The 24,004-nt window shown below is 71.2% G+C and carries 22 protein-coding genes; 12 read left to right on the top strand and 10 right to left on the bottom strand.

Going from position 1 to position 24,004, the window contains the following annotated elements; translation table 11 throughout:
* The first annotated feature begins 175 nt into the window (after nt 1-175).
* From LQK93_RS11735 to LQK93_RS11715, 5 genes are all read left to right on the top strand, one after another.
* Nucleotides 176-1,210: a sulfate ABC transporter substrate-binding protein gene (locus tag LQK93_RS11735; RefSeq protein ID WP_374967966.1), complete on the top strand. Its 1,035-nt coding sequence runs from the start codon at nt 176-178 to the stop codon at nt 1,208-1,210.
* A gap of 43 nt (nt 1,211-1,253) precedes the next feature.
* Entirely contained in the window at nt 1,254-2,225 is a 972-nt protein-coding gene (cysT, locus tag LQK93_RS11730) for a sulfate ABC transporter permease subunit CysT (RefSeq protein ID WP_374967965.1), read from the top strand.
* Nucleotides 2,222-3,028: a sulfate ABC transporter permease subunit CysW gene (gene cysW, locus LQK93_RS11725; protein WP_374967964.1), complete on the top strand. Its 807-nt coding sequence runs from the start codon at nt 2,222-2,224 to the stop codon at nt 3,026-3,028. The genes cysT and cysW overlap by 4 nt, the downstream gene beginning before the upstream one ends.
* The gene (locus tag LQK93_RS11720) at nt 3,025-4,032 is read left to right on the top strand and encodes a sulfate/molybdate ABC transporter ATP-binding protein (protein WP_374967963.1); all 1,008 of its coding nucleotides are present in this window, start codon (nt 3,025-3,027) and stop codon (nt 4,030-4,032) included. The genes cysW and LQK93_RS11720 overlap by 4 nt, the downstream gene beginning before the upstream one ends.
* Nucleotides 4,033-4,199: 167 nt before the next feature.
* Nucleotides 4,200-4,664, top strand: coding sequence for an RrF2 family transcriptional regulator (locus LQK93_RS11715; protein WP_374967962.1), 465 nt, complete (start codon nt 4,200-4,202; stop codon nt 4,662-4,664).
* Between the two features lie 34 nt (nt 4,665-4,698).
* Here the strand turns inward: LQK93_RS11715 and LQK93_RS11710 are convergent, their stop codons facing one another.
* The 8 genes from LQK93_RS11710 to LQK93_RS11675 form a co-directional block, all read right to left on the bottom strand.
* Nucleotides 4,699-5,088 carry an Rv3654c family TadE-like protein gene (locus LQK93_RS11710; protein WP_374967961.1) on the bottom strand — a complete coding sequence of 130 codons (390 nt, stop codon included), beginning with the start codon at nt 5,086-5,088 and terminating at the stop codon, nt 4,699-4,701.
* Complete coding sequence (locus LQK93_RS11705) at nt 5,085-5,453, bottom strand: TadE family type IV pilus minor pilin (protein WP_374967960.1); 369 nt, start codon at nt 5,451-5,453, stop codon at nt 5,085-5,087. Before LQK93_RS11705 ends, LQK93_RS11710 begins: the two co-directional genes overlap by 4 nt.
* Complete coding sequence (locus tag LQK93_RS11700) at nt 5,450-5,635, bottom strand: DUF4244 domain-containing protein (protein WP_374967959.1); 186 nt, start codon at nt 5,633-5,635, stop codon at nt 5,450-5,452. The genes LQK93_RS11705 and LQK93_RS11700 overlap by 4 nt, the downstream gene beginning before the upstream one ends.
* Before the next feature lie 152 nt (nt 5,636-5,787).
* Nucleotides 5,788-6,459: a type II secretion system F family protein gene (locus LQK93_RS11695; RefSeq protein ID WP_374967958.1), complete on the bottom strand. Its 672-nt coding sequence runs from the start codon at nt 6,457-6,459 to the stop codon at nt 5,788-5,790.
* Entirely contained in the window at nt 6,456-7,331 is an 876-nt protein-coding gene (locus tag LQK93_RS11690; protein WP_374967957.1) for a type II secretion system F family protein, read from the bottom strand. Before LQK93_RS11690 ends, LQK93_RS11695 begins: the two co-directional genes overlap by 4 nt.
* The gene (locus LQK93_RS11685; protein WP_374967956.1) at nt 7,328-8,500 is read right to left on the bottom strand and encodes a TadA family conjugal transfer-associated ATPase; all 1,173 of its coding nucleotides are present in this window, start codon (nt 8,498-8,500) and stop codon (nt 7,328-7,330) included. The genes LQK93_RS11690 and LQK93_RS11685 overlap by 4 nt, the downstream gene beginning before the upstream one ends.
* A gap of 46 nt (nt 8,501-8,546) precedes the next feature.
* The gene (locus tag LQK93_RS11680; RefSeq protein WP_374967955.1) at nt 8,547-9,338 is read right to left on the bottom strand and encodes a hypothetical protein; all 792 of its coding nucleotides are present in this window, start codon (nt 9,336-9,338) and stop codon (nt 8,547-8,549) included.
* Nucleotides 9,339-10,011: 673 nt separating this feature from the next.
* Nucleotides 10,012-10,854: a hypothetical protein gene (locus LQK93_RS11675; RefSeq protein ID WP_374971491.1), complete on the bottom strand. Its 843-nt coding sequence runs from the start codon at nt 10,852-10,854 to the stop codon at nt 10,012-10,014.
* A 519-nt stretch (nt 10,855-11,373) separates the two neighbouring features.
* Between LQK93_RS11675 and LQK93_RS11670 the strand changes: the two genes are divergently transcribed.
* From LQK93_RS11670 to acs, 3 genes are all read left to right on the top strand, one after another.
* On the top strand, nt 11,374-11,541 hold the full coding sequence (locus tag LQK93_RS11670) for a hypothetical protein (RefSeq protein ID WP_374967954.1): 168 nt from the start codon (nt 11,374-11,376) through the stop codon (nt 11,539-11,541).
* Between the two features lie 164 nt (nt 11,542-11,705).
* Nucleotides 11,706-12,836 (top strand): tryptophan--tRNA ligase, encoded by a 1,131-nt coding sequence (gene trpS, locus LQK93_RS11665; RefSeq protein ID WP_374967953.1) that lies wholly within the window; start codon nt 11,706-11,708, stop codon nt 12,834-12,836.
* Between the two features lie 235 nt (nt 12,837-13,071).
* Nucleotides 13,072-15,060: an acetate--CoA ligase gene (gene acs, locus LQK93_RS11660; protein ID WP_374967952.1), complete on the top strand. Its 1,989-nt coding sequence runs from the start codon at nt 13,072-13,074 to the stop codon at nt 15,058-15,060.
* Nucleotides 15,061-15,519: 459 nt separating this feature from the next.
* On the opposite strand, the gene LQK93_RS11655 is transcribed toward acs, so the two are convergent.
* Both LQK93_RS11655 and LQK93_RS11650 read right to left on the bottom strand, forming a co-directional pair.
* Nucleotides 15,520-16,797, bottom strand: a complete 1,278-nt coding sequence (locus tag LQK93_RS11655; protein WP_374967951.1) for a polysaccharide pyruvyl transferase family protein — start codon at nt 16,795-16,797, stop codon at nt 15,520-15,522.
* Nucleotides 16,798-16,799: 2 nt separating this feature from the next.
* A complete protein-coding gene (locus LQK93_RS11650; protein WP_374967950.1) occupies nt 16,800-17,804 on the bottom strand; it encodes a glycosyltransferase in 1,005 nt (334 codons plus the stop codon).
* A gap of 418 nt (nt 17,805-18,222) precedes the next feature.
* On the opposite strand from LQK93_RS11650, the gene LQK93_RS11645 reads away from it, so the two are divergent.
* The 4 genes from LQK93_RS11645 to LQK93_RS11630 all read left to right on the top strand — a co-directional run bounded on the left by LQK93_RS11645 (nt 18,223) and on the right by LQK93_RS11630 (nt 23,918).
* Nucleotides 18,223-20,424 (top strand): glycosyltransferase, encoded by a 2,202-nt coding sequence (locus LQK93_RS11645; protein ID WP_374967949.1) that lies wholly within the window; start codon nt 18,223-18,225, stop codon nt 20,422-20,424.
* On the top strand, nt 20,421-21,296 hold the full coding sequence (locus LQK93_RS11640; RefSeq protein ID WP_374967948.1) for a polysaccharide deacetylase family protein: 876 nt from the start codon (nt 20,421-20,423) through the stop codon (nt 21,294-21,296). Before LQK93_RS11645 ends, LQK93_RS11640 begins: the two co-directional genes overlap by 4 nt.
* Nucleotides 21,297-21,382: 86 nt before the next feature.
* Nucleotides 21,383-23,161: a hypothetical protein gene (locus LQK93_RS11635; RefSeq protein WP_374967947.1), complete on the top strand. Its 1,779-nt coding sequence runs from the start codon at nt 21,383-21,385 to the stop codon at nt 23,159-23,161.
* The gene (locus tag LQK93_RS11630) at nt 23,151-23,918 is read left to right on the top strand and encodes a DUF1616 domain-containing protein (RefSeq protein WP_374967946.1); all 768 of its coding nucleotides are present in this window, start codon (nt 23,151-23,153) and stop codon (nt 23,916-23,918) included. Before LQK93_RS11635 ends, LQK93_RS11630 begins: the two co-directional genes overlap by 11 nt.
* Nucleotides 23,919-24,004 lie beyond the last annotated feature (86 nt).

The raw sequence follows: 24,004 nt of genomic DNA, 5'->3' as shown, positions 1-24,004 counted from the left end.
CGAGCGGGCCCAGACTTTGAGACGTAACCGTCCCGGGCTGGCGCACCCGGACGCATTTCCTCAAACTCCCATATGGAAAGTAGGAAACGGTCCTACCCTTCCAGTAGGAAAGCAGCCGCTCTCCAGGGCCTGTCACTCTCTGCGCCCGCCCGTCACACGTGTCAGGAGCCCGTCGATGCGCCGTCCAGCTCTTCTCGTCATCACCCTCGCCGTGACCGGGACGCTCGGTCTGACCGCCTGCGGTGGCGGGGGCGCCAGCGACGCAGTCGCCCAGCCCGGGTCCACCGCCGCGGCAGCCCCGACCAGCACGGTCAACCTCTACGCCTACTCCGTGCCGAAGGTCGCCTTCGACGTCCTCATCCCGGCCTTCCAGAAGACCCCGGCCGGGTCGGGCGTCCAGTTCCAGCAGAGCTACGGCGCCTCGGGCGACCAGAGCCGCAAGGTCGCCGCCGGCGCTGCTGCCGACTTCGTCAACTTCTCCGTCGAGCCCGACGTGACCCGCCTCGTCGACGCCGGCCTCGTCGACTCGAACTGGAATGCCAACGAGCACAAGGGAATCCCGTTCGGGTCCGTCGTGACCATGGTCGTCCGCAAGGGCAACCCCAAGGGCATTCACGACTGGAACGACCTGCTCAAGCCCGGCGTCGAGGTCGTCACGCCCAACCCGTTCTCGTCGGGCTCTGCCAAGTGGAACCTGCTGGCGCCGTATGCCGCCAAGAGCGACGGGGGCACGAACAAGGCCGCTGGGCTGGCCTACATCAAGTCCCTCGTCAGCCAGCACGTGAAGATCCAGCCGAAGTCGGGGCGCGAGGCCACGGAGGCCTTCCTCCAAGGCAGCGGCGACGTGCTCCTCGGCTACGAGAACGAGGCGCTCTTCATCGAGAAGAACGGCGACCCGGTCCAGCACGTGACCCCGCCGCAGACGTTCAAGATCGAGAACCCGACCGCGGTGCTCAAGGGCAGCAAGAACGTGGCGAAGGCCACGGCGTTCAACGAGTTCCTCTACACGGCGCCGGCCCAGAAGCTGCTCGCCGAGGCCGGTTTCCGGCCCGTCGACCCCACCGTCGCGGCGGCGTACGCCTCGAAGTTCCCGGCGCCCCAGAAGCTCTGGACCATCGCCGACCTGGGCGGGTGGAAGGCCGTCGACGGCACGCTCTTCAAGAAGGACGTGGGTGACATCGCGAAGATCTACGACCAGGCCACCCAGTGAGCCCCGACGTGCTGCAGGGGCGAACTTCGAGAGGGAGGTGACCATGACCGCACACCAGCCCGGGCGCGCCGTGATGGCGACGTCCTTGGCCCTCGGGCCCCAGGTCCTGGGGCCCGCCGGCAGACCGGACGCAGACTCGTCCCACCCCGATCCCTCGACCCCCTCGACTCCGTCAACGGGTGCCGAGCGGGACGTCCCACCGACGCCCAGCTCGCACAGGCGCATCGGTCTGGCCCGTCCACTCGGCGTCGGCGTGGTCACGCTGTGGCTCAGCGTCATCGTCCTGCTGCCGCTCGCGGCGCTCACGGTGGCCGCGTTCGACGAGGGCCTGGCCGGTCTCTGGCGGGCGATCACGTCCCCGGCCGCCTTGGCGGCCCTGAAGGTGACCGTGCTGGTGTCGGCCGTGGTCGCCCTGGTCAACGCCGTGCTCGGCACGCTGGTCGCCTGGGTGCTGGTGCGGGACGACTTCCGCGGGAAGCGGGCGGTCAACGCCCTCATCGACCTGCCGTTCGCCCTGCCGACCATCGTCACGAGCATCGTGCTGCTGTCTCTCTACGGTCCCAACAGCCCGATCGGGGTGCACCTCAACGCGACCCGCTGGGGCCTGATCGTCGCACTGCTCTTCGAGACGCTGCCCTTCGTCGTCCGATCGGTGCAGCCGGTCCTCATCGAGACGGACCGCGAGGTCGAGGAGGCCGCCGCCTCCCTGGGGGCCAGGGGCTGGACCACCTTCCGCCGCATCGTGCTCCCGGCTCTGGCTCCCGCCATCATCAGCGGCGCCGGACTCGCGTTCGCGCGGGCGATCGGCGAGTACGGCTCCGTCGTGCTCATCGGCGGCAACATCCCGCACGAGACTCAGGTCGTGTCGCAGTACATCCAGCAGCAGATCGAGGTGGACCGCCCGCAGGCGGCGGCTGCCGTCTCGGTGGCGCTGCTGGCCATCGCGTTCGTGACCCTGCTCGTGCTTCGTGTCCTGTCGAGCCGGAGCCGGCGCCGTGAGGAGGATGACTCATGAAGGTCTCTCGCGCCACGCGGCTCTCGCTGCGCACCGTCGCCCTGGGCTACCTCTTCGCCCTCGTCGGCATGCCGATCGCCATCATCCTGTGGCGCACCTTCTCACCCGGCCTGGGGGAGTTCCTCGCCTCGGTCTCGACGCCGGCAGCTCGGGCGGCCCTGAACCTGTCGTTGCTGATCGTGGCCATCACGGTGCCTGTCAACGTCGTCTTCGGCGTGGCGACGGCGCTCGCGCTCGTGCGAGGACGGTTCCGCGGGCGCGGCGTCCTCCAGGCCGTCGTCGACCTGCCGTTCGCGGTCTCACCGATCGTCGTCGGCGTCGCGCTCATCATGCTGTGGGGCTCGGCCGGCTGGTTCGGAGCCCTCGACCGGGCCGGCTTTCAGGTCATCTTCGGCCTGCCCGGCATGGTCCTCGCCACCATCTTCGTGACGCTGCCGTTCGTCGTCCGCGAGGTGGAGCCGGTGCTCCACGAGATCGGCCTGGACCAGGAGCAGGCCGCCTCGACGCTGGGGGCCAGCCGCTGGCAGACCTTCTGGCGGATCACCCTCCCGGCCATCCGGTGGGGCCTGACCTACGGCGTGGTGCTCACCGTCGCCCGGGCGCTCGGCGAGTTCGGCGCGGTGATCATGGTGTCCTCCGGCTTCGCCGGGGTCTCCCAGACGCTGACCCTGCTCGTGCACTCCCGCTACATCGACGACCACAACACCTACGGCGCGTATGCCGCCGCGACCCTCCTCATGGGCATCGCGCTCGTCGTGCTGCTGCTCATGACCGTGCTCGACCGCAAGAGGAGTGACCGATGATCACCGTGACCAACGCCCGGAAGAGGTTCGGCACGTTCGCGGCCCTGGACGACGTCAGCCTGGACATCCCCAAGGGCTCGCTGACGGCCCTGCTCGGCCCGAGCGGCTCCGGCAAGTCGACCCTGCTGCGCTCAATCGCCGGGCTCGAGGCACTCGACTCCGGATCCGTGACGATCCAGGGCCGGGACGTCACCGACGAGCCGCCACAGCGCCGTGGCATCGGTTTCGTCTTCCAGCACTACGCGGCGTTCAAGCACATGACGGTGCGCGACAACGTGGCGTTCGGCCTCTCGATCCGCAAGCGCCCCAAGGCGGAGATCGACAAGAAGGTGGGCGAGCTGCTCGAGATCGTCGGCCTCGAGGGCTTCCGCCACCGCTACCCGGCACAGCTCTCGGGTGGCCAGCGCCAGCGCATGGCCCTGGCCCGCGCCCTCGCCGTGGACCCGCAGGTGCTGCTGCTCGACGAGCCGTTCGGTGCGCTCGACGCGAAGGTGCGCACCGACCTGCGGCACTGGCTGCGCCGCCTCCACGACGAGGTCCACGTGACCACCGTGCTCGTGACGCACGACCAGGAGGAGGCGCTCGACGTCGCCGACCGCATCGCGGTGCTCAACCAGGGGCGCATCGAGCAGGTGGGCGACCCGGTGTCGCTCTACGAGCGGCCCGCCAACGACTTCGTCATGGGCTTCCTCGGCTCGGTGGCCCGGCTCGGGGACCAGCTCGTGCGGCCCCACGACATCGTGCTCGAGCGCGACCGTGCCACGGCCCTGGCCCTGGACGCCGAGGTCCCGGGCTCACCCGGGGTCGTGCCCGCCGTGGTGGAGCGGGTCGTGCCCCTCGGGTTCGAGGTCCGCGTCGAGCTTCGGACCGACACCGGCGAGCGGTTCGCGGCCCAGGTCTCCCGACACGACGCCGCCGGGCTGCAGCTGCAGCCCGGCGAGACCGTGCAGGCCCGCGCGATCGGACGGTCGAGCGTCATCGACGCTCAGCCGGTCGCCATCTGAACGTCCCGGGCAGTGCTGTCCCCCGGCACTGCCCGGGACAACTCGTCCGCGGTAGTACCCGTAGCTTCCGGGCGTCGTGTGCCGTGTGCGGGCTGATCTGCGCACGGGGCCCGCCCCCGCGGTGGGGTCGCGTGAGCCCGGGCGCGCTCGTGCGGCAGACTGCGAGGGTGGACATCTCGGCGCGGGTCGACTACGCAGTCAGGGCCATGCTCATCCTTGCCGACGCGGCGGCCAAGGAGTCGGCGCCGATCAGCATCGATGCCCTCGCGACTCGGCAGGAGCTTCCGCGCAAGTTCCTGGAGGCGATCTTCGCCGACCTGCGCCGCGCCGACCTGGTGGTGAGCCGCCGGGGGTCCCAGGGCGGCTACGTGCTGGGACGGCCGAGCAAGGACATCAGCGTGGCGGACGTGTTCCGGGCCGTCGACGGACCGCTCGCCGAAGTCCGGGGCCTGCGGCCGCACGAGACGGAGTACCAGGGGGTGGCGGCTCACCTCCCGAGCCTCTGGGTCGCGGTCCGCGCGAGCCTCAGAGAGGTGCTGGACGACACGTCGCTGGAGGACCTGCGGACCGGCGACCTGCCGGACCGGGTGCGCCAGCTGCTCGCGGCACCGGACGCCTGGCACAACCGCTGAGCAGCCCCTCCACTGATGGCGCCGGCGCCCGATGTCATCGCTCGGGTCCCGCTCGTCCGCGCGCCACGGCCGGCTCGGGCCACAAGGCCGGGCGCACCGTGACTTGGAGCTCGAGATCCTGGCCTGTGACCGTGCACCCTTGCGAGACAGCACCGTTGGCGTGCGCCACCTGCCGCGCGACGCCGCAGGCCTGAGCCTCCGAGAGGCCGTCCTGGATCGCGGACGCACCGGCGAGCGAGCCGAGGTCGGCCGCGAGCCGGGCGTGATGACTGGCGACCACCGCCGAGACGAGGACCAGACCTCCGGCCGTCAGCGCGAGCACCACGGCGACCACGGACACCAGCAGCACCGTCGCCGCACCACGGTCGTCCCGGTGGGTCTGCTGGTGGGCCTCCCGGCGCGTCACGGCGGTGCCCCACCTCATGGCGCCGCCTCGACGGGCGTGACCGCCGTGGCGCTGAGGTCCCATCCGGGTAGGGCGCCCCACCCGCCGGTCCGGACCGAGACGGTCACGCGGACTCCTTGGACTCCGGCGTCGACCTGCACCCGAGAGCCGTCGGGGGCAGCCCGAGCGGCGAGGGCCCTGACGGTGCCCACGTCGTCCCCTCGGGCAGCGGATCGGCTCGCGATGCGCGCGGCGTCGACGCACCTGATCTGGTCGACACCGGCCTTGACCGCGACGAGGCACAGTGCCAGGACGAGGACGACGGACGGGATGGCGACGGCGAGCTCCGCCGTCACCATCCCGCGGTCCCGTCGGGTGCGGGACCGGCTCGGGCGGCTCCTCACCCCGCGATTCCCAGAGCGCTCTGGACGATGCCCGCGAGGGCGCTCCTCACCGCATCGGACTTGACCACGCCGAGCAGCACGAGAGCGAACGTGCACGCGGCCATGATGCCGACGGCATACTCCGCCGTCGTCATGCCGGTGTCGCGCGGCCGGCCGAGGCGACGGATCAGCTTGTGGGTCATGGGTTCTCCTTCTCTTGGTCCGGGCGGGCGCCCGGGACGTGTGGGGTGCTGAGGGCGCCTCCGACCAGGGGGTGGCCGGGAACGGAGCGGATGCAAGCGGCGCCGGCGACCGAGACCATCGGCCGAGCGCGGCCGTCGGGAGTGGGGGCGCCTCATCCCTCCAGCAGGTCGCCGGCGAGCGCGATCACGAGTGGCGCCACCGTCGTGAGGCAGAAGGCCGGCAGGAGCACGAGCCCGAGGGGCGCGACGAGCCGCACCCCGACCCTCGCGGCCGACACCTCGAGCCGCTCCAGCTCCGCGCCGCGCAGGTCGTCCGCGGCGGCCAGCAGCATCGGACCGGGCGGTACGCCGGCCTGGTGGGCGACCGCCACCGCTCTCGCGGCCGGAGCCCACGTCGGCCCGACGGACGTCCACGCCTCGCTCTCCGTGCCTCCCCACCGCAGGGCGGCGGCGACCTGCTGCAGGTCCGTGGCCACCGGTCCGGGCATCCCGTCCGCCACGGCGTCGAGGACGTCCCACGTGGGCAGGCCGGAGCGGTACGCCAACGCCAGCAGGGCCAGCGCCGACGCGACCTCGGACTCGCCTGCACGCCGCTGACCGGCGTCCCTCGGACGGAGGTGCGCAGCCAACCGACGTCGGCGACGTTGCGCAGCTCGCTCGTCCGTGGGAGCCACGGGGTCCTGTCCTGAACCACCGGCCGGGGCTGCCCCGGAGGCCTCTCGACCGCCCAGCAGGACCAGCACGGCGCCGGCGACCAGCCCCGCAGCCAGGACTGTCGGCACACCGCCGTCGGGCAGGCGCGCGACGAGATCCCACCCACTCACGGACCGACCGCCCGCCGGATCATGCGCGCACACCAGACGCGGCCGGTCCACACCAGTCCGAGGCCGACACCGGCGCACGCAGTGGCGAGCGGCGAGTCGAGATAGAGGCTGGCCGGGTCGACACCGCAGGCGAGCCCGAACAGCGGTCCGGTCAGCGGCAGCAGGGTGAGCACGGTGACCGTGGCTCTCGGGCCGGCGACCGCGACGGCCACCTTGCCCCGCCTGGCTCGAGCATCGAGCAGGCCGCGGGCGGCGCGGTCCACGGCGGAGGCGAGCGGCGCACCCGTCGTCTCCGAGAGTCGCCAGGCGGCGGCGACGAGTCGCAGGTCTGCTGAGGCGCTGCGCTCGGCCCACCCGGCCCAGATCGGGGAGGTCGCCTCGGCCCGGTCGCTCGCCTCCAGCAGGTCGCCCACGAGCCGGTCGATGTCGGCGGCAGGCGCAGCGGCGCCATCGGCTCCCGAACGCCCTGACGTGGACCGGCGAGACGCACGAGCAGCCCGCACCGCACCCCTCGCGGCGGCGACTCGCTCGGCGCCCAGGGTGGAGGTGGCGGCCAGGTCGATGGCGCGGCTCGGCGTCAACCCGGCCTCGAGCGCCGGGCCGATGCCACGCAGCAGCTCGAGGACGTCGTCGACGAGCACCCCGGGCCTGCGCCGCAGCCGCCACCGCCGGTAGAGGTCGACCGGGTCCTCGTGCCAGAGGCTGACGGTGCGGGCGGGACCTCCCGAGTCATTCCCCGGGACCGGAACCGACCAGGCGTCCACGAAAGCGCTCCCAGCGGACCTGCGGCGCGGCCACAGCAGGACCGCAGCGGCGACCAGCGCCGATGCCACCAGGGCCGATGCGGCCACGGCGGCACCCTGCACGGTCACGATTCCTCCACCGGTCTCAGGTGGGCGAGCAGGTCAGCCCTCAGACCGAGCCGGGCAGCCACCGCGGGCCAGCCCGCGCCGACGCGCGGGACCTGCCCAGGTCCGTCCCACTCGAGTGCCGTCACCACCTGTGGTTCGCCGTCACGGCGGAAGAGCGCAGCCACCGAGGCGATGCGGCGCTCACCCCGGTGGCGGGTCACGTGCACGACGAGGTCGATGGCGGCGGCGAGCTGCGCCCGGACCGCCTCGGGACCCATGCCTGCCAGGGCACCCAGGGCCTCGAACCGGGCGAGCACGTCGCCGGGTGCGTTGGCGTGCACCGTGCCGCAGCCGCCCTCGTGGCCGGTGTTGAGTGCGGCGAGCAGCTCGCGCACCTCGGCTCCGCGAACCTCACCGACGACGATCCGGTCGGGCCGCATGCGCAGCGCCTGCCGGACGAGCGTCGTGAGGGTCACCTCGCCGACGCCCTCGACGTTGGCCGGACGGGCCTCGAGCCGGACGAGATGGGGGTGGTCCACGCTCAGCTCTCGCACGTCCTCGACGACCAGCAGCCGGTCGAGGGGCTCGACGCAGCCGAGCAGCGCGGCGAGCAGGGTCGTCTTGCCGGCGCCTGTGCCGCCGGAGACCACGAAGGCCAGCCGCCTCGCGACGACGGCCCGCAGGACCGGCTCCCACTCCGGCGGGAACATGCCCTTGCCGCCGAGCTCCTCCAGCGACACGGGACGACTAGGCGGGACGCGGATGGTGATGTGCGGGCCGCCGGCGACGAGCGGCGGGAGCATCGCGTGCAACCGGGCTCCGGAGGGCAGCTGGCCGTCGACCCACGGGCTCGCCTCGTCGAGGCGGCGCCCGGCCAGGCCGGCCAGCCGCACGGCGAGCCCGCGGGCCTCGTCGGGCGCCAGTCGCCCACCGACGCACTCCATGCCGCGCCCACGGTCGACCCAGATGCGCCCGTCGCCGTTGACGGCCACGTCGGTGACCTCGGGCTCGGCGAGCCAGGGGTCGAGTGGGCCGGCGCCGAGCACCCGGGCCGCGAGGGCCGTTCGGGTCTCGGCGACCCGGTGGGCTCCGAGGGCGCCCCGCTCCTGCACTGCCACGTCGTCGACGGCAGCGCCGTCGGGGCCGACGCCGTCACGCACTCGCTGCCACATCGCCGGTGTCAGGCTCATCCGAGACACCTGCTCACCGGAGGGCTGATCGGTGTCGCGTCGCACCTCATGCGGCGATCGCCTGCTCGGTGAGCCGCAGCAGCAGCTCGTCGGCCACCCGCACCACGTCACCGCGTCCCCGAGCACCCGGCGGGAGCCCGTCGGTCACCTCCGCGGTCAGGCGCCGGTCCTCGCCGACGGTCGCCACCAGGGGCACGTCGAGCTGGTTGACGACCAGGTCCTCGAGGTCGGGCTCGACCCGTCCGCCTCGCAGCACGATCCAGGGCTCGATCGGCAGCAGCGGCTCCGTCTCCCAGGCACGGTCGGCGTCACGTGCCCGGGCCAGCAGGCCGCGCACGCCGGTGACCACGGCGAAGGCCGAGCCGAGCTGCGGCACCTGCGACCCCGTCACCACGACCACCGCGTCCACGAGCAGGGCGATCGCCGCGACGACCGACGGGTGCCGTGGGAGGTCCAGCACGGTCACGGCGTGCGCGTCGGCGAGCCCGGCCACCACGTCGGGCACCGTCTCGAGCCACGCCTCGACCGGGGCGGCGCCGGGGTCGGTCCCCCACCCGGCACCCCGGGCGCCCGAGAGCACGGGCACACCGCACGACACGGGCAGCTCGTCGGCCAGGCCCAGCCCGTCGACGACGCCCGCCACCTCCGCGAGCTCGGGCCACCGCCATCCCGGCTGCTGCTCCAGGCCGAACACGACGTCGAGGCAGCCGGACCAGGGGTCGAGGTCGACGGCCGCGACGGAGCGGCCTGCCGCGGCTGCCCGAACGGCGACGGCGGCAGCGAGGGTCGAGGACCCGACCCCACCGGAGGCGGGCACGAAGGCGATGACAGTTCCCATGCGCCAACGCTCACGCAGCCACGTGGCCGAGCCCAGCGGCATACGCAGGTCGGTGGACAGTGGCACATCTCACCGAGGGGGTGTGGACAAGCCCCGCCGAGCACACTGACGCCGGCTCAAAGGGGCCACAAAGCAGTGGTGGCCTCCGTCCGGGGGAAGACGGAGGCCACCTCACGAGCCTGGCGCCGGGGGGGAGGAGCCAGATCGCGCGATGCTCGACCCCGAGGGGGAGCACCTCATCAATCGTGGCCCCTGGCTCGCTCGAATGCAAACCGACTTGTCCCCACTGAGGCGGATTTTTCCCGACTTCGTACCGGAACTATTCACCGAGCCGAAATCTTGCCGAGCGACAAACAGGGCGGAGGCCCCCCGACCGTGGGTCGGGGGGCCTCCAGAGAAGTTCCGTGCTACCAGGCGTGCATCTTTCGAAGTGTCGCCCCGGTTGTGCGCCCGGGGGTGGACGGTTCCAAGTGAACTGCTCTCGCGTGGGTACTCGGCCTCTTCTCGAGACTGCTGTCCTGCAAGGGATCCGGCCTACGCCTCTCGGCGATGTGGTTCCTGACTCCGTTGTACTCCACGCCCCCGGGGTGGCGACACCCCTGCCGGCTCCGGGCTCGGAGAAAGTGTCTAGCCACGTGGACACCCCCGCCCAAAAAGGACGGGGCCGCCGCCCTCAGCGGAGGCGGCCGGCGCGCACCGCGTCGCTGATCCGCTCCCCCTCCGCGGCGCCGCGCACGAGCGCCTCCCCCGCCTGCGCGAGCCACAGGCCCACGCCACGGGCGCCACCCTCCACGTATGCCGTCAGCGCACCCAGGTAGGCAGGCCCCCCGCCGGCCACGTGGCCGGCTTCCGGGACGGCGACACCGGTGGGGTCGAGCCCGAGGGCCTGGACGAGGGCCCGCTCCATCGCCCGTGCGACGAGCCCGTTGCCGTGCACGAAGGGGCGGACGGCAACGATCTCGGCGTGGACCAGCGCGGCGACCACGGACGCGGGGACGCGGTTGGTGCCGGCGGCAGCCACGACGATGTCGGACAGCGAGGCGAGCCGGGCGGCGACGACCGTCGGCTCCGGGGCGGGACCGAGGTCGACGAGCTCGGTGCAGCCCTCCGCGCCGGTGCGCGGGCGGCCGAGCTCGTCGCCCTGGACGAACGGGGCGGCGGCAGCGACATGGAGCCGAGCCAGTGCCTGCAGAGGCGCCGTCCGCACGAGGGAGACGACGCGTTCGCTCTCGGCGGTGGCGGCCACGGCGCCCTTGAGGGTGCGCAGCCCCGGATCGAGCTCCTCGGGCCAGTCGCGGGCGCCGCTCATCAGCTCACGCACGAGGTCGACCGGGAGCTCGGCGCCGTCGAGGGCCGCGCTGGCCTGCGCGCCGCGGACCCGGGACTCTGCCGACGCCTCGGGGATCCGCCGCCTCAGCGCCTCGTGGAACCGCAGCCGGGTGCAGGCCTCGCGCGCGGCGTCGGCGCGCTCGCGCACGTCCGGCAGCTCGACGAGCGCGGCGAGCTGGTCGACCAGCGCGGCCTGACGCGCGGCCTGCTGCTCGGCCTGCCGCCCCGGCTGGTGGGCGGCAAGCGGGCTGCCCGCCTGTGGTTCTCGCTCCCTGCGGGGCTCGCCGTCGGCGGGCGTGGCGCGGGCAGCAGTCGGTTCTGGCACGGCGTCCAGCCTAGGACCGCCACGCAGGGCTGGTCGCCCTGCGACGATGAGAGCGTGCCCACTCCGGAGGTGCTGGACTGGCCTGCTCGACGGTGACGTGGCGGTGGCCTACCTCGCCATGCGCGACCTCCTCGGGCACGAGGACCCCCGCCTGCAGCAGCGCATCCCCACCGGTTTCCACCACCGCCGGGAGGAGCCCGAGGATGCGCGGGCATCGTCCGTGGAGTTCCTCCTGCGCCACAGGCTCTTCGGGAGCGAGCGGACCGGGGCGGTGATCGATCCCGAGCTCATCCGGCTGCACCACCCGGCCCGGTGGCACTTCGACATCCTGCGCGCGGGCTGGATACCCTTGCCACGGCTGGAGTTTCGCGCGACGAGCGCATGGACGACGCCCTCGCGATCCTTGGCAGCCGCCGCCGTGACGACGGACGCTGGAGCGCCAACCGTGCCTACCCCGGCCGGACCTACGTCCCGAAGGGACGCCCCGGCGAGCCGAGCCGCTGGGTCACGCTGGTCGCCCAGCGCGTCCTCCTCGCGTATCCTGACTGACATGTGTTCGACCGTCGCACCGACCCGCGCGTGGTGGCTGCCCAGCTGAGGCGGCCCATCGAACCAACCCGAGATCCGGAGCCGCCCACGGGCGGCTCTTCGCATGTCCGGGACGAACCTTCCCGGCCCGGCCTCTCCCGTGGGCACCACGAGAAGGAGAGACCATGACAGCGACCATTCCCACCGCCGCCCCCGACGCTACGCCCGTCGAGACCGTCCGGACGGAGGACAGCAGGACGTATGCCGCAGCGCTCGAGCGCAGCGCCGTGCTCGACGCGCTCATCGAGGAGCACGCCACCGAGGACCCTGCGCGTTTCCGGATGCTGACCGGCGACCGCCCCACCGGACCGCTCCACATCGGCCACTTCCTCGCCAGCCTGCGCAACCGGGTCCGCCTGCAGGACAAGGGAGTCGAGACCTTCGTCGTCATCGCCGACTACCAGGTCATCACCGACCGCGACTCCGTCGGCGAGATGGGGGTCAACGTGCGCGGCCTCGTCCTCGACTACCTCGCCGCCGGCCTCGACCCGGGCCGCACGACGATCTTCACCCACAGCGCCGTCCCGGCCCTCAACCAGCTGATGCTGCCGTTCCTGTCGCTCGTCACCGACGCGGAGCTGCGCCGCAACCCCACGGTCAAGGACGAGCTGGCCCTGTCGGACGGCCGCCCGCTGTCGGGCCTCCTGCTGACCTACCCGGTGCACCAGGCGGCCGACATCCTCTTCTGCCACAGCCGGATCGTCCCGGTCGGCCGCGACCAGCTGCCGCACCTCGAGCAGACGCGGGCCATCGCCCACCGCTTCAACAGCAGGTATGCCGCGGGACAGAGTGTCTTCGCCGAGCCCGAGGCCCTGCTCAGCGACGTCCCGCTCCTGCTCGGCACGGACGGCACGAAGATGAGCAAGAGCAAGGGCAACGTCATCAACCTGCGCGACACGGCGGACGAGACGGCGGCCCGGATCAGGGCGGCGCGCACGGACTCGGAACGGCGAATCACCTACGACCCGAGCGCTCGTCCGGCCGTCGCGAACCTGCTCACGATCGCCGGCCTCTTCTTCGAGGAGTCACCGGAGTCACTCGCCGAGCGGGTCGGGGACGGCGGCGCCCGGGCTCTCAAGGCGCTCGTGACCGAGGCGGTCAACGAGTCGCTGGCCGGGCACCGGGCGCGGCGCGCCGACCTGGCCCGCGACCCGGCATACGTCACCTCGGTGCTGCACGACGGCAACACCCGGGCCAACGAGGTGGCCGAGCGGACGCTGGCGACGGTGCGGGCGGTGATGGGGATGAGCTACTGAGCGGCCGTCGTGGCGCGACCGCGCTCCGAGGACGTATGCCGTCCGCCCCTCGCGCGCGAACTGGCCGACCACTCGTCCACGCCTCAGCGCCGCTGGACAGGCTACTCATCGGTAATGGCGAGACCCGCCTCACGTGCCCATCCGGGGCGAACTAGCCTGAGACTGAGTCGTGCCGCAGGGATGTCGTCGCGGGCGGCGGGACCGCACCATCGTCGATGCGAAAGGGTGACACACCGTGAGCGAGAAGCCGCTCGAGAACCTCGTCCATGAGGGACAGACCTTCCCACCGCCGCCCGAGTTCGCCGCCCAGGCGAACGGCACGGCGGACCTCTACGACAAGGCGGCTGCGGACCCCGAGGGCTTCTGGGCCGAGCAGGCCCGGAAGTACGTGACGTGGAGCAAGCCCTTCACGCAGTCGCTCGACTGGAGCAACCCGCCGTTCGCGAAGTGGTTCGCCGACGGCGAGCTCAACGCCTGTGTCAACGCCGTGGACCGGCACGTCGAGGAGGGTCGCGGCGACAAGGTCGCGATCCACTTCGTCGGCGAGCCGGAGGGCGACACGCGCGACATCACGTATGCCGACCTGCACGCCGAGGTGCAGCGCGCCGCCAACGCGCTGGCCGACCTCGGTGTCGGCAAGGGCGACACGGTCGCGATCTACCTGCCGATGATCCCCGAGGCGGCCGTCGCGATGCTGGCGTGCGCCCGCCTCGGCGCCCCGCACTCGGTCGTCTTCGGCGGCTTCTCGGCCGAGGCGCTGCACTCGCGCATCAACGACGCGGAGTGCAAGGTCGTCATCACCGCCGACGGTGGCTACCGCCGCGGCGCCGCGGCGGCACTCAAGCCCGCCGTCGATGCTGCTCTCGACCACGGCGACACGTCGGTCGAGCACGTCCTCGTCGTCCGGCGCACCGGCCAGGACACCGTGTGGAACGACCGCGACATCTGGTGGCACGAGGCGCTCGAGAAGGCCGCCCCGACGCACGAGGCGCAGGCGTTCGAGGCCGAGCACCCCCTCTTCATCCTCTACACCTCGGGCACCACCGGGAAGCCGAAGGGCATCTTCCACACGACCGGTGGCTACCTGACGCAGGTGGCCTACACGAACGCCATCGTCCACGACGTGCACCGCGACACCGACGTCTACTGGTGCACCGCCGACATCGGCTGGGTGACCGGCCACTCCTACATCGTCTACGGGCCGATGACCAACGGCGTCACGCAGGTGATGTACGAAGGCACCCCCGACACCCCGCACCAGGGCCGTTGGTGGGAGATCGTCCAAGACCACAAGGTGACGATCCTCTACACCGCCCCCACCGCCGTGCGCACCTTCATGAAGTGGGGCGCCGACATCCCCGCGAAGTTCGACCTGAGCTCGCTGCGCCTGCTCGGCTCGGTCGGCGAGCCGATCAACCCCGAGGCCTGGCTCTGGTACCACATGCACATCGGCGGCGGTCGGTGCCCGATCGTCGACACCTGGTGGCAGACCGAGACGGGCGCCATCATGATCAGCCCGCTGCCGGGCGTCACGACGCTCGTGCCCGGCTCGGCGCAGAAGCCGATCCCCGGCGTCAGTGCCGAGATCCTCGACGACGAGGGTCAGCCGTTCACCGAGCCCGAGAAGGTCGGCTACCTCGTGCTGACCAGGCCGTGGCCCTCGATGCTGCGCGGCATCTGGGGCGACCCGGAGCGATACAAGGACACCTACTGGTCGCGGTTCGGCGAGAAGTACTACTTCGCCGGTGACGGCGCGAAGTACGACGCCGACGGCAACATCTGGCTGCTCGGCCGCGTCGACGACGTCATGAACGTCTCGGGGCACCGCCTGTCGACGGCCGAGATCGAGTCGGCGCTCGTGTCGCACCCGAAGGTCGCCGAGGCTGCGGTCGTGGGCGCCACCGACGAGACCACCGGCCAGGCGATCTGCGCGTTCGTCATCCTGCGGCACGAGTACGTCCAGGAGGTCGACGAGCGGGGCGAGGGCAAGGACCTCGTCCAGGAGCTGCGCAACCACGTGGGCACGGAGATCGGCCCGATCGCCAAGCCGCGCTCGATCATGATCGTCAGCGAGCTGCCGAAGACACGCTCGGGCAAGATCATGCGCCGCCTGCTGCGCGACGTCGCCGAGGGCCGCGAGGTCGGCGACGTGACGACGCTCGCCGACAGCGCGGTCATGGACCTCATCAAGACGGGCCTGAGCTCGGAGTCCGCGCCCAGCTGACTCCGCGCCCGAGCACCTATGCCGCCCGCCTCACCTTCGTGGTGAGGCGGGCGGTGTGCGTGGCGCCCTTCCCCCTCGGCACCGTGGTCCCCGGCTGTGGGTCGTGGGGTCGTGGATTCCGTATGCCCGATGTTCGTCCTTCGGTACAATCCGCGTTACCGTCCGGGAGCCGTCCCCGGAGGTTCGGGCGCGCCGGCACTGTGAGACCTCGGGGGATGACGATTCGATGTTCGAGCACTCACCGACCTCGGGAAACGGCTCATGGCGGCACTGACAGACTGTGTCTGCGGTCACCCCGGTGAGGTCCACCGTCACTACCGGAGAGGGTCCGACTGTGCCGTCTGCGGCCCTCAGGACTGCCCGAGCTTCCGACGGAGGGCCTTTCGGCCACTGTCCTGGGGACGTAGGCGCCGACGCGCCCGCGGCTGACCCACCCGGCCGGTCCATCAGCTCCATCGGCTAGGTCGTCTCGTCCTCGGGCGCTCGCGATGCCTGGCCGCCGCCCGCCGCGTCGACGAGCTCGGCGAACCGCTCGTAGAGCGCCACCGAGGCCCTGGCCTGGCGTCTCGCCAGCTGGCGGGTCGCCTGACGCGTTTCCTGGTCGACGTCCCAGCTTCGGTCGACCGCCTCGGCCAGGCGCTGCTCGAGGTCTCCTCCCGTCAGCGGCACGACCTGCGCGGCGGCCGGGAACAACGCCTCGATCCCTGCGAACTTCGCGTTGAAGTACTCGGAGTTGGTCAGGCAGATTGTCGGCACCCCGGCGGCCAGGGCGTAGACCGCACCGTGGTAGCTGCCCGTCACGACGGACCGGCACCCCGCGGCGGCGGCGCCCAGCGCGGAGGGCGTCCTCAGGTCCTGGACAACGCTCCCGGCCGGGAGCGGTCCCGGCCAGAGGGCAAGGATGTTCCACAGGTCCGCGTCCCTCTCGTAGCGAGAGACCGGGAGCGCGATCACAGCCGCTCCCTTCTCGGCCACCACCTTGGCCAGCGCCTCGCCCACGACTCCAGCAACCGCCTTGTCCACCCCGGCATACCCCGAGACCCTCGCGTTGACCCCCAGAGCCGGCGTCGAGGTCGGCTCCCCCGCCACGCCCGTCATGTCGTCGCCCACCAAGCCCATCACGTCGTCCCCGGTCACCTCGACGCGGTCAGCCGGAACGCCCAGCGCCTCGGCGAGGGGCGGGCCGGTCACGCCCTCACGAAGGCCGAGGACGTGCAGGCGCGGGAGCACCCGCCGCGCCTGTCGTCGGAGCACGGGGTGCGTCAGGGGGCCGAGGCCTTGCCCGAACATGGCCGTGGGCTTGCCGAGCCGCTGCGCGAGATCGAGCATGCTGAGCACGCCGAAACCGTGCCACCACCAGGTGTCGCTGAGGTAGCCGCCTCCGGAGGCCACCACGACGTCGGCCCACCTGACGGCAGCCGTCAGGGACCGCGGCCGTCGAGCCGGGCGGCTCCAGGCGCGACCAGTCGCGATGTAGGGGCGGGTCATCTTGTGGACCTGGCCCGCACCGAGACGCACCCGCTGCAGGGTTCCGGGCATGGCGCCGGGCCTGCCCAAGCCGGCCGGCACGGGCGTTGCCCCCGGGCAGTACTCGGCGAGCCGCTCGGCGTCGTGACAGATCACGGCGATGTCCGCATGCGGCCAGAGCCTCCGCAGCTGGGCCACGCAGGCCTGGAGCATGGCAACATCGCCCATGTTGAGCAGGTCATAGCCGCTCTGGTCGACGAGAACCCGCATGCTCACCCTCGAGCGGGTCCCGAGAATGCACGAGGTGAGGCTCGGTCATCACCCGCTCCGCGGGTCGCCGCTCCCGGGACCGGTGACCTACCTGGGCGACGGCGACCCTGTTTCAACCGCTCACTGGCCAGTCCGGCCGTGGCGGCCGCCAACCCGAGCACCATGGCGCCTGAGCGCGCCACCCCCATGGGGTCCCCCCTGATGGTGTCGCTGAGTCCCATCGCGAGCCCCCTGGGGAGCACGGCACGGACGTATGTCCTCTCGCTGGACAGCGCGATGGTCCGGTCCGTCAGCTCAGCGAGAGCCGCCTTTCCCTGCCCCTCGGCAAAGCACCGCCGTAGGAAGAACTGGAACTTCTCGCGAGTCGGGGGGACCTTGTGGTGCGCCAATGCAGCCGGCTGGAACACCCAGTAGGTCCCTTCGCGAACAACGCCTGCCCGCAGGCACAGGTCGGTGTCCTCCGGACGAGAGCGCGCACCTGCCTTCCCGAAGCTGAGCCGGAACCCGCCGACGGCATCGAACACCTCCCGCCGGATGGCCATGTTCCCGCTCCACACGTTGCGGACCGGGGTGACCTGCTCCGGCATGCCCCTGTAGGACCCGCCGACCACCCAGTCGAACTCCGGTGCGAACCACCTGGGCCGACTCGTCGACCAGGCCGGTTCCAGGCGACCACCCACTCCGATGACGGCGGACTGCTCGAACGGCGTGAGCAGCTGTTCGAGCCAGCCCGGCTCGGCGGTGGCGTCGTCGTCCATGAAGGCGACCACCTCCGAGGTCGAGGCCCCGACGCCGGTGTTGCGCGCGCCCGAGGCACCTGGCGCCAACGCGTTCTCGAGCACAATGACATCCGCGAGCTCGGCCCTCGCCCTGGACCAGAGGCGGTCGTTGTGGTCGATGACGACAATGGTCTCCTGCGCGGGGTGGGACTGCCGGGCGACCGAGTCCACGGCCGCCACCAGGTCACCCCAGCGTTGCTCGTCGAACGCCGCGATGACGACGGACACCGATGGCAGGCTCGCTGGACGAGCTCCGTGCAGCGCAGCCGGTGTGGTCACGTGAACATCCGATCGAATCGCCTCGGGCGCACTTGACGCGGCGTAGATTTCACTGAGAAACGCTAGCGGGTGACCCACGGACCCGCTCCGTTTCTCAGAAGATTCTCCGAATCAGGTGAACGTATGATTCCACGTGGGGCGAAGGCAGGTATGTCGGTGTCAAACAGGATCAGATGAGACAAAGGGGCCCACAGGAGGCGTATTTCTTGACGTCATCAAGAGTCGCGATTCACGCTTCCTGCCGTATCCGCCCGAGGGCGAAGCACGCGGGGGCGTGAGGTAATCGCGCATAGGGGGCTATTGGTAGCACAACGGATCGTGGGGGCCGGGGGGCGCACCACAGTGAAAGCACGGGACGGTCTTGCTCGTGGAGCAGGTCGATAAACATCCGGAAAATACGTCGAACACCGCCGGGCACAGGTCGAACGAAAGGTCGAACGAAAACCGGCAACCGAGACCGCGGACGCCACGTGTCAGCATCGTCATCCCGACACTGAACGAGGCGCGCAATCTGGAGGTCGTCCTCCCCGGGCTGCCACCGGTTCACGAGGTGATCCTCGTGGACGGGCTCTCCTCTGACGACACCGTCGCGACCGCCCAGCGCGTCATGCCCTCGATTCGTGTGGTGCGCCAGTCACGTCGCGGCAAGGGAAACGCCTTGGCCTGCGGGTTCAACGCGGCAGGGGGCGACGTCATCGTCATGTTCGACGCCGACGGCTCGGCGGACCCTCAGGAGATTCCCCGCTTCGTCGATGCCCTCGTCGCCGGCGCGGACTTCGCCAAAGGGAGCCGGCGCCTGCTGGGCGGCGGCAGTCAGGACATCACCCATTTCCGAAGCGTGGGGAACCGCACCCTCAGCAGCCTGGCCAATGCCCTTCTGGGCACCAGCTACACAGATCTCTGTTACGGCTACAACGCTTTCTGGCGAGACATTCTGGGCGAGCTTGACCTGCCGCCGGTAGATCTTCAGGACGCGAAACTCCGGAAACCTCTCTACAACCGCATGGTGTGGGGCGACGGGTTCGAGATCGAGACGCTTCTCAACTGCCGAGTGGCCACTGCCCAACTCCAGGTCACCGAGGTCCCCAGCGTCGAGAAGGACCGAATTCACGGAGTCAGCAATCTCAACTCGTTCAGCGATGGCATCAGGGTACTTCGGACGATCTTTGTCGAGCGCCGCAGGCGAGGTGGACGATCTTTCCGACGTCTTCTCGGTCAGCCCGAAGGTGGTCACGTCGGACTCAGGCCGGTGAATTCGCTGAAGGACACTCGGCTCCGGACGGAGGAATTCACGCCGGTCGAGCTGACAGAAGTGGAGATCACCGGCCGCCTGCCGGCCCTTGCCCCGGCCCCGAGGCGTCAGCGGAGGCGGGCGCAGGTGCTGGTCCGGCTCGCCACGGAACCGCTGGGCTTTCAGGAGCTGACCGTCGGCGAGAGCGGGCTGGGTCCCGACGAGCTCGGCCACCAGATCCTCGAGCGCTTCGGTGCACAGGTGGGCGAACGCCTGACCGCGGCCGGTTACCCAGTCACTTCCGAGCTCGCGGCCGAGGGCCTGGGAATCGACCCCGCCACGATGCCCAACGTGCAGAGTCGGGAGAAGCTGCTCGCGAGCGCGCCTCTCTTCAGCATCGTCATCAGCACCCGCGATCGCGCCGAGCAGCTGGCCAGCTGCCTGAAGAACCTGGGCGCCCAGGAGTACCCGGACTTCGAAGTCGTGGTCGTCGACAACGCGTCCACGACTGACGCTGCGGAGGCCGTGGTCGCCGACGCTCCCTTGGGGTGCACCTATGTGCGCGAGAACCGCCCCGGGCTCTCCTGGGCACGCAACGCCGGCGCCAGAGCGGCCCGAGGCGACCTCATCGCCTTCCTGGACGACGACGAGGTGGCGGACCGGTACTGGTTGGCCGAGCTGCTTCGCGCCTTCTCCTCGGGGCGAGACATCGGCTGCGTCTCGGGCATGATCCTGCCCGCAGCGCTGGAGACTCAGGCGCAGGAATGGTTCGAGCAGTACGGGGGCCACAGCAAGGGCCGAGGTTTCTCACCCGTAGTGTTCTCTGCGCACGGCGGACAGAGTCCTGTCTACCCCCTGCCGCCCTTCGGCGCGGGCGGCAACATGGCGTTCCGGCGCGAGGTCCTCCTGGCCATAGGGGGTTTCGACGTCGCGCTGGGCGCCGGTACCCCCGCTCGCGGGAGCGAAGACACCTACGCCTTCTCGCGCGTGCTTCTGAGCGGCTTCCGGATGGCATACCAGCCTTCAGCGTTTGTCCGTCATCACCACTATGCCGATCTGTCAGGTCTCACACGCCAGCTCCGCGGTTATGGCACCGGCGTAACCGCCTACTACGCGGCCTTGTTGCGCCACGACCCGAAACTGCTGGGAACGCTGGTGACGCTCATACCCTCGGCCGTTCGCGACATGCGTGGGAGTGACTCGCTGAGCTCTGCGACGACGCGAGACTTCCCACCCCGGCTACGTCGCGAGGTGAGGATGGGCATGCTCACCGGAGTGCCCGCCTACGTCCGCAGCGCACGTGCGCAGGCGCGTCTGTCCAGTGGGGCGATCCCGTGAACGAGCAGCGTTCCGCGGCGACCTCCGGCGCCGGCTTCGACGCCGGGCCGGGCGAGGACCTCCGCCACCACCTGCCGATCCTGATGTACCACAGCATCTCGCCCGCCTCCGCCACGCCCCGGTTCCAGAGGTTTGCGATGTCTCCGGCGGTTCTCGCCAGTCACCTGGCCTTCCTCTCCGCAGCGGGCTACCAGACCCTCACCGTCACGGAGGCGATGACGTCACTGGATCGCCGGGCCCTGCCGGAGCGCAGCGTCGTGCTGACGTTCGACGACGGCTACGCCGACTTCCACACTGCGGCGCTGCCGATCCTCACGGAGTACCGGATGCGCGCGACGCTCTACGTCGTGACCGGGTACGTCGGGGGGACCGCACGTTGGCTTGCCGACCTCGGCGAGCAGGGCCGCCCGATGCTCGCCTGGTCCCAGCTCCGGGAGGCGGTCGCCGAAGGGGTGGAGGTCGGCGCCCACAGCCACACGCATCCACAGCTGGACCGGCTCGACGCCACCCGGCTCACCGCTGAGGTCCGTCGCCCGAAGGCACTGCTGGAGGACCAGCTCGACCTGCCCGTCACCAGCTTCGCCTACCCCTTCGGCTACCGGAGCAGCTCCAGCACGGCGGCGGTTGCGGAGGCCGGATACGACAACGCGTGCGTCGTGGACAACCTGCCTGCGCCGCACGAGGGCGTGGACCGTCACGTGCTGCCGCGCCTCACCGTGAACGCCGACACCTCGGTGCAGCAGCTGGAGCGGCTGTTGCACCGGCCGCCCGGACGGGGCAGGGCGGCCGCGGCGTCGCTCAAACGCGGCTTGTGGCACGCGGCGAGACGTGTCGGCCCCTTTCAGCCACAGTGGAGGGACCCGACGGCATGACTGTGGTCGGCCGTCGCCGAGCACGTCCGACGCATCCACCGTCCGGGGCCGCGTCGAAGGACGAGGCCGCACGTCCGTGGGAGTCGTTGAGCACCGTCTCGCTGACCTGTGCACTCGGCCTGCTGGCCGTCAACCTGGCCTTCTGGGCCGGACGGGCCGGACACGAGGGGCCGTGGGCCGAGGCCGTCTACTGGGCGGGCCAGCTGCTGATCGTGACGCCCATCGCCGCGCGCCTGGTGTCACGCCGCCCACCGTCGTCCACGGAGTCCGTGGGCCTGGTCGGCCTCCTGGTCCTCGCCGAGTACGCCGTCAAGTTCTGCTACAGCCCGTTGATGTGGACGTTCCCGGACGAGCTGGAGCACTGGCGCAGCACCGAGGACATCCTGCGGACCGGCCGGCTCTTCACGGTCAACTACGCGCTGCCGATCAGCCCCGGTTACCCGGGGCTTGAGAACGTCACCGCCGCGCTGTCGTCGATCACGGGGTTGTCGGTCTTCGTCTCGGGCACGGTCGTGGTCGGCGTGGCCCACCTCCTGCTGGTGGCCTTGCTGTATGCCGTCTTCCACAGGCTCTCACGCTCGACACGCGTCGCGGGCATCGGCGCCCTGGTCTACGCCATGAGTCCGCACTTCGGGTCCTTCGACTCGATGTTCATCTACCAGGCACTGGCTCTGCCCTTCCTGGCCCTCGCGACCTATGCAGTGCTGGTGCTCACGGAGCCGCGAGAGTCGTCCGAGACGCAGCACAAGACCGGCTGGTGGGTCACACTCGTGCTGTCGGTGCTCACGGCGACAGTCGCCCACCACGTCACCAGCTATGTGCTGGCCGCCCTGCTCGCGCTGTTCACCGTGGTCACCGCCGTGCGGTCCCGCTGGGCGACGATCCACGTGCCCGCTCTCGCCTGCGGACTCACGGTGGCGGCGGCCGTGGCCTGGATCCACTTCGCGGCACCCACGACCCTCGACTACCTGGCCCCGACCGTCGAGGGCCTGACCGGGCACTTCGCCCTGACGGGGGTGAGCGCCGGGTCCTCTCTTCCAGGCGGTCCGCTGGCGAACCAGATGCTGATCCTGATCTTCATCGGGGCCCTGGCGGTGCTGCTGGCATACGGCGCGAGCCTCCTGTGGCGCCGAGGACGCCCCGACACCGGCGCGACGACCTTCCTGGTCGCGTCGTTGTCCTTCTACCCCGTGCTGGTCCTGCGGCTGATCTCCGACGACGGTGCCGAGCGCGCCGGGCGAGCGTTCACGTTCGTTTTCATCCCGGTGGCCTGGGTCGTCGCCGTCGGTGTGGTCCACCTCATCCGGAAGCCCAGCCCCGGGGCTGGCGCCAGGCGTGCGCGTGACGTCATGGCGGTCGGACTGGCGGCCACGATGTTCGCGGGCAGCATCGCGAGTGCGTGGCCCCCGTACTGGGAGAGGCTCCCGGGCGCCTACCAGGTGGGAGGGTTCGAGCGTTCGGTCAGCCCGCAGGGGATCGCCGCTGCCGACTGGGCCCGGTCCGCCCTGGGGCCCGGCAACAGGTTCGGTGTCGACTTCTCGAACGGCGCTCTACTGGGCGCCTACGGGAGGCAGGACCCCGTTCGGGACGCCTCCACGCTGTACTACTCGCCCGTCTTCGGACCTGACCAACGCGCATATGCAGCGTCGGCATCGGTGCGCTACCTGTTCGTCGACCGGCGACTCGCGCAGTCGCTGCCCGTCAGCGGGAGCTACTTCGCGGTGGATCCGGACGCCGGGCAGCGCACCAAGCCCATTCCCCTGAGCAGTCTCGACAAGTACGCCCGGCTGGCGGGTGTCGATCGGCCGTTCGACAGCGGGGACATCGTCGTCTACGACCTGAACGAGCTGCTCAATGCGCAGTAGGGCATTCGACCTCCTCGCTGCCGCCACGCTGGCCATCGCCGCCGTCGCAGCGATCCTGTCGGGCGCCCCCGTCGCGGTCTCGTCCGTGCTCGGGACCCCCTTGGTGCTGGGCGCCCCCGGATACGTGTGGACCGATGTCCTCTTCGGCTCCAGCCTGAAACCCATGATGCGTGCCGCGCTCTCCGTGGCGCTGTCGCTGGCGATCACAGCGCTCGGCGGGATCGTCCTCCACGTGAGCGGGGTGCGGCTGGACCGCTCGAGCTGGCTGGCCCTGATGGCCGGGACCACCCTGGTCGGCGCCGCGCTCGCGGCCACCCTCCGCGCCCGGACCACGGAGACGCCCCAGGTCCCTTCCCGGGGCCAGACCCCCCGACCGCGGGTCTCCCGAAAGCAGGGCGTGGCATTCGGCCTGGCTGCCGTGATCGGCGTGACGGCCGTGGGGATCGCCGTCCACAGCGCACGTGCGCAGGTGCAGCCGCCGTTCACGCAGCTGTCGCTGAGCCAACGGGGCGCCCCGGGAACCGCGCAGATAGACCTCGGCAACCACGAGGGCGGTACGCAGCACTACAGGGTCGTCGTCCAGGCCGACGGGGTCCCCTCCCGCGTGTGGACGGTGCCCCTGGCCGATGGGGCGAGGTGGCAGCGTTCGGTGTCCACCCGGCCAGGCCAGCGACTGGTGGTCACCGTCTACCGGGCCGGAACGAGCGGCCCGCCGTACCGGTCCGTGGCCCTGAGCGTTCCCAGCAGGACGAAGTGAACGAAGCAGGAGCCTCGGAGGAGCGAGGTAGGCCACCGGAAGCAGCGGAGCTCCTACCCTCGGGCGGCACCGGCCCGCCCACAGAC

It is taken from the genome of Terrabacter sp. BE26, from assembly GCF_041941675.1.
In the GTDB taxonomy this organism is placed as follows: domain Bacteria; phylum Actinomycetota; class Actinomycetes; order Actinomycetales; family Dermatophilaceae; genus Terrabacter.
This window is presented reverse-complemented; position numbering and strand designations above follow the sequence as displayed.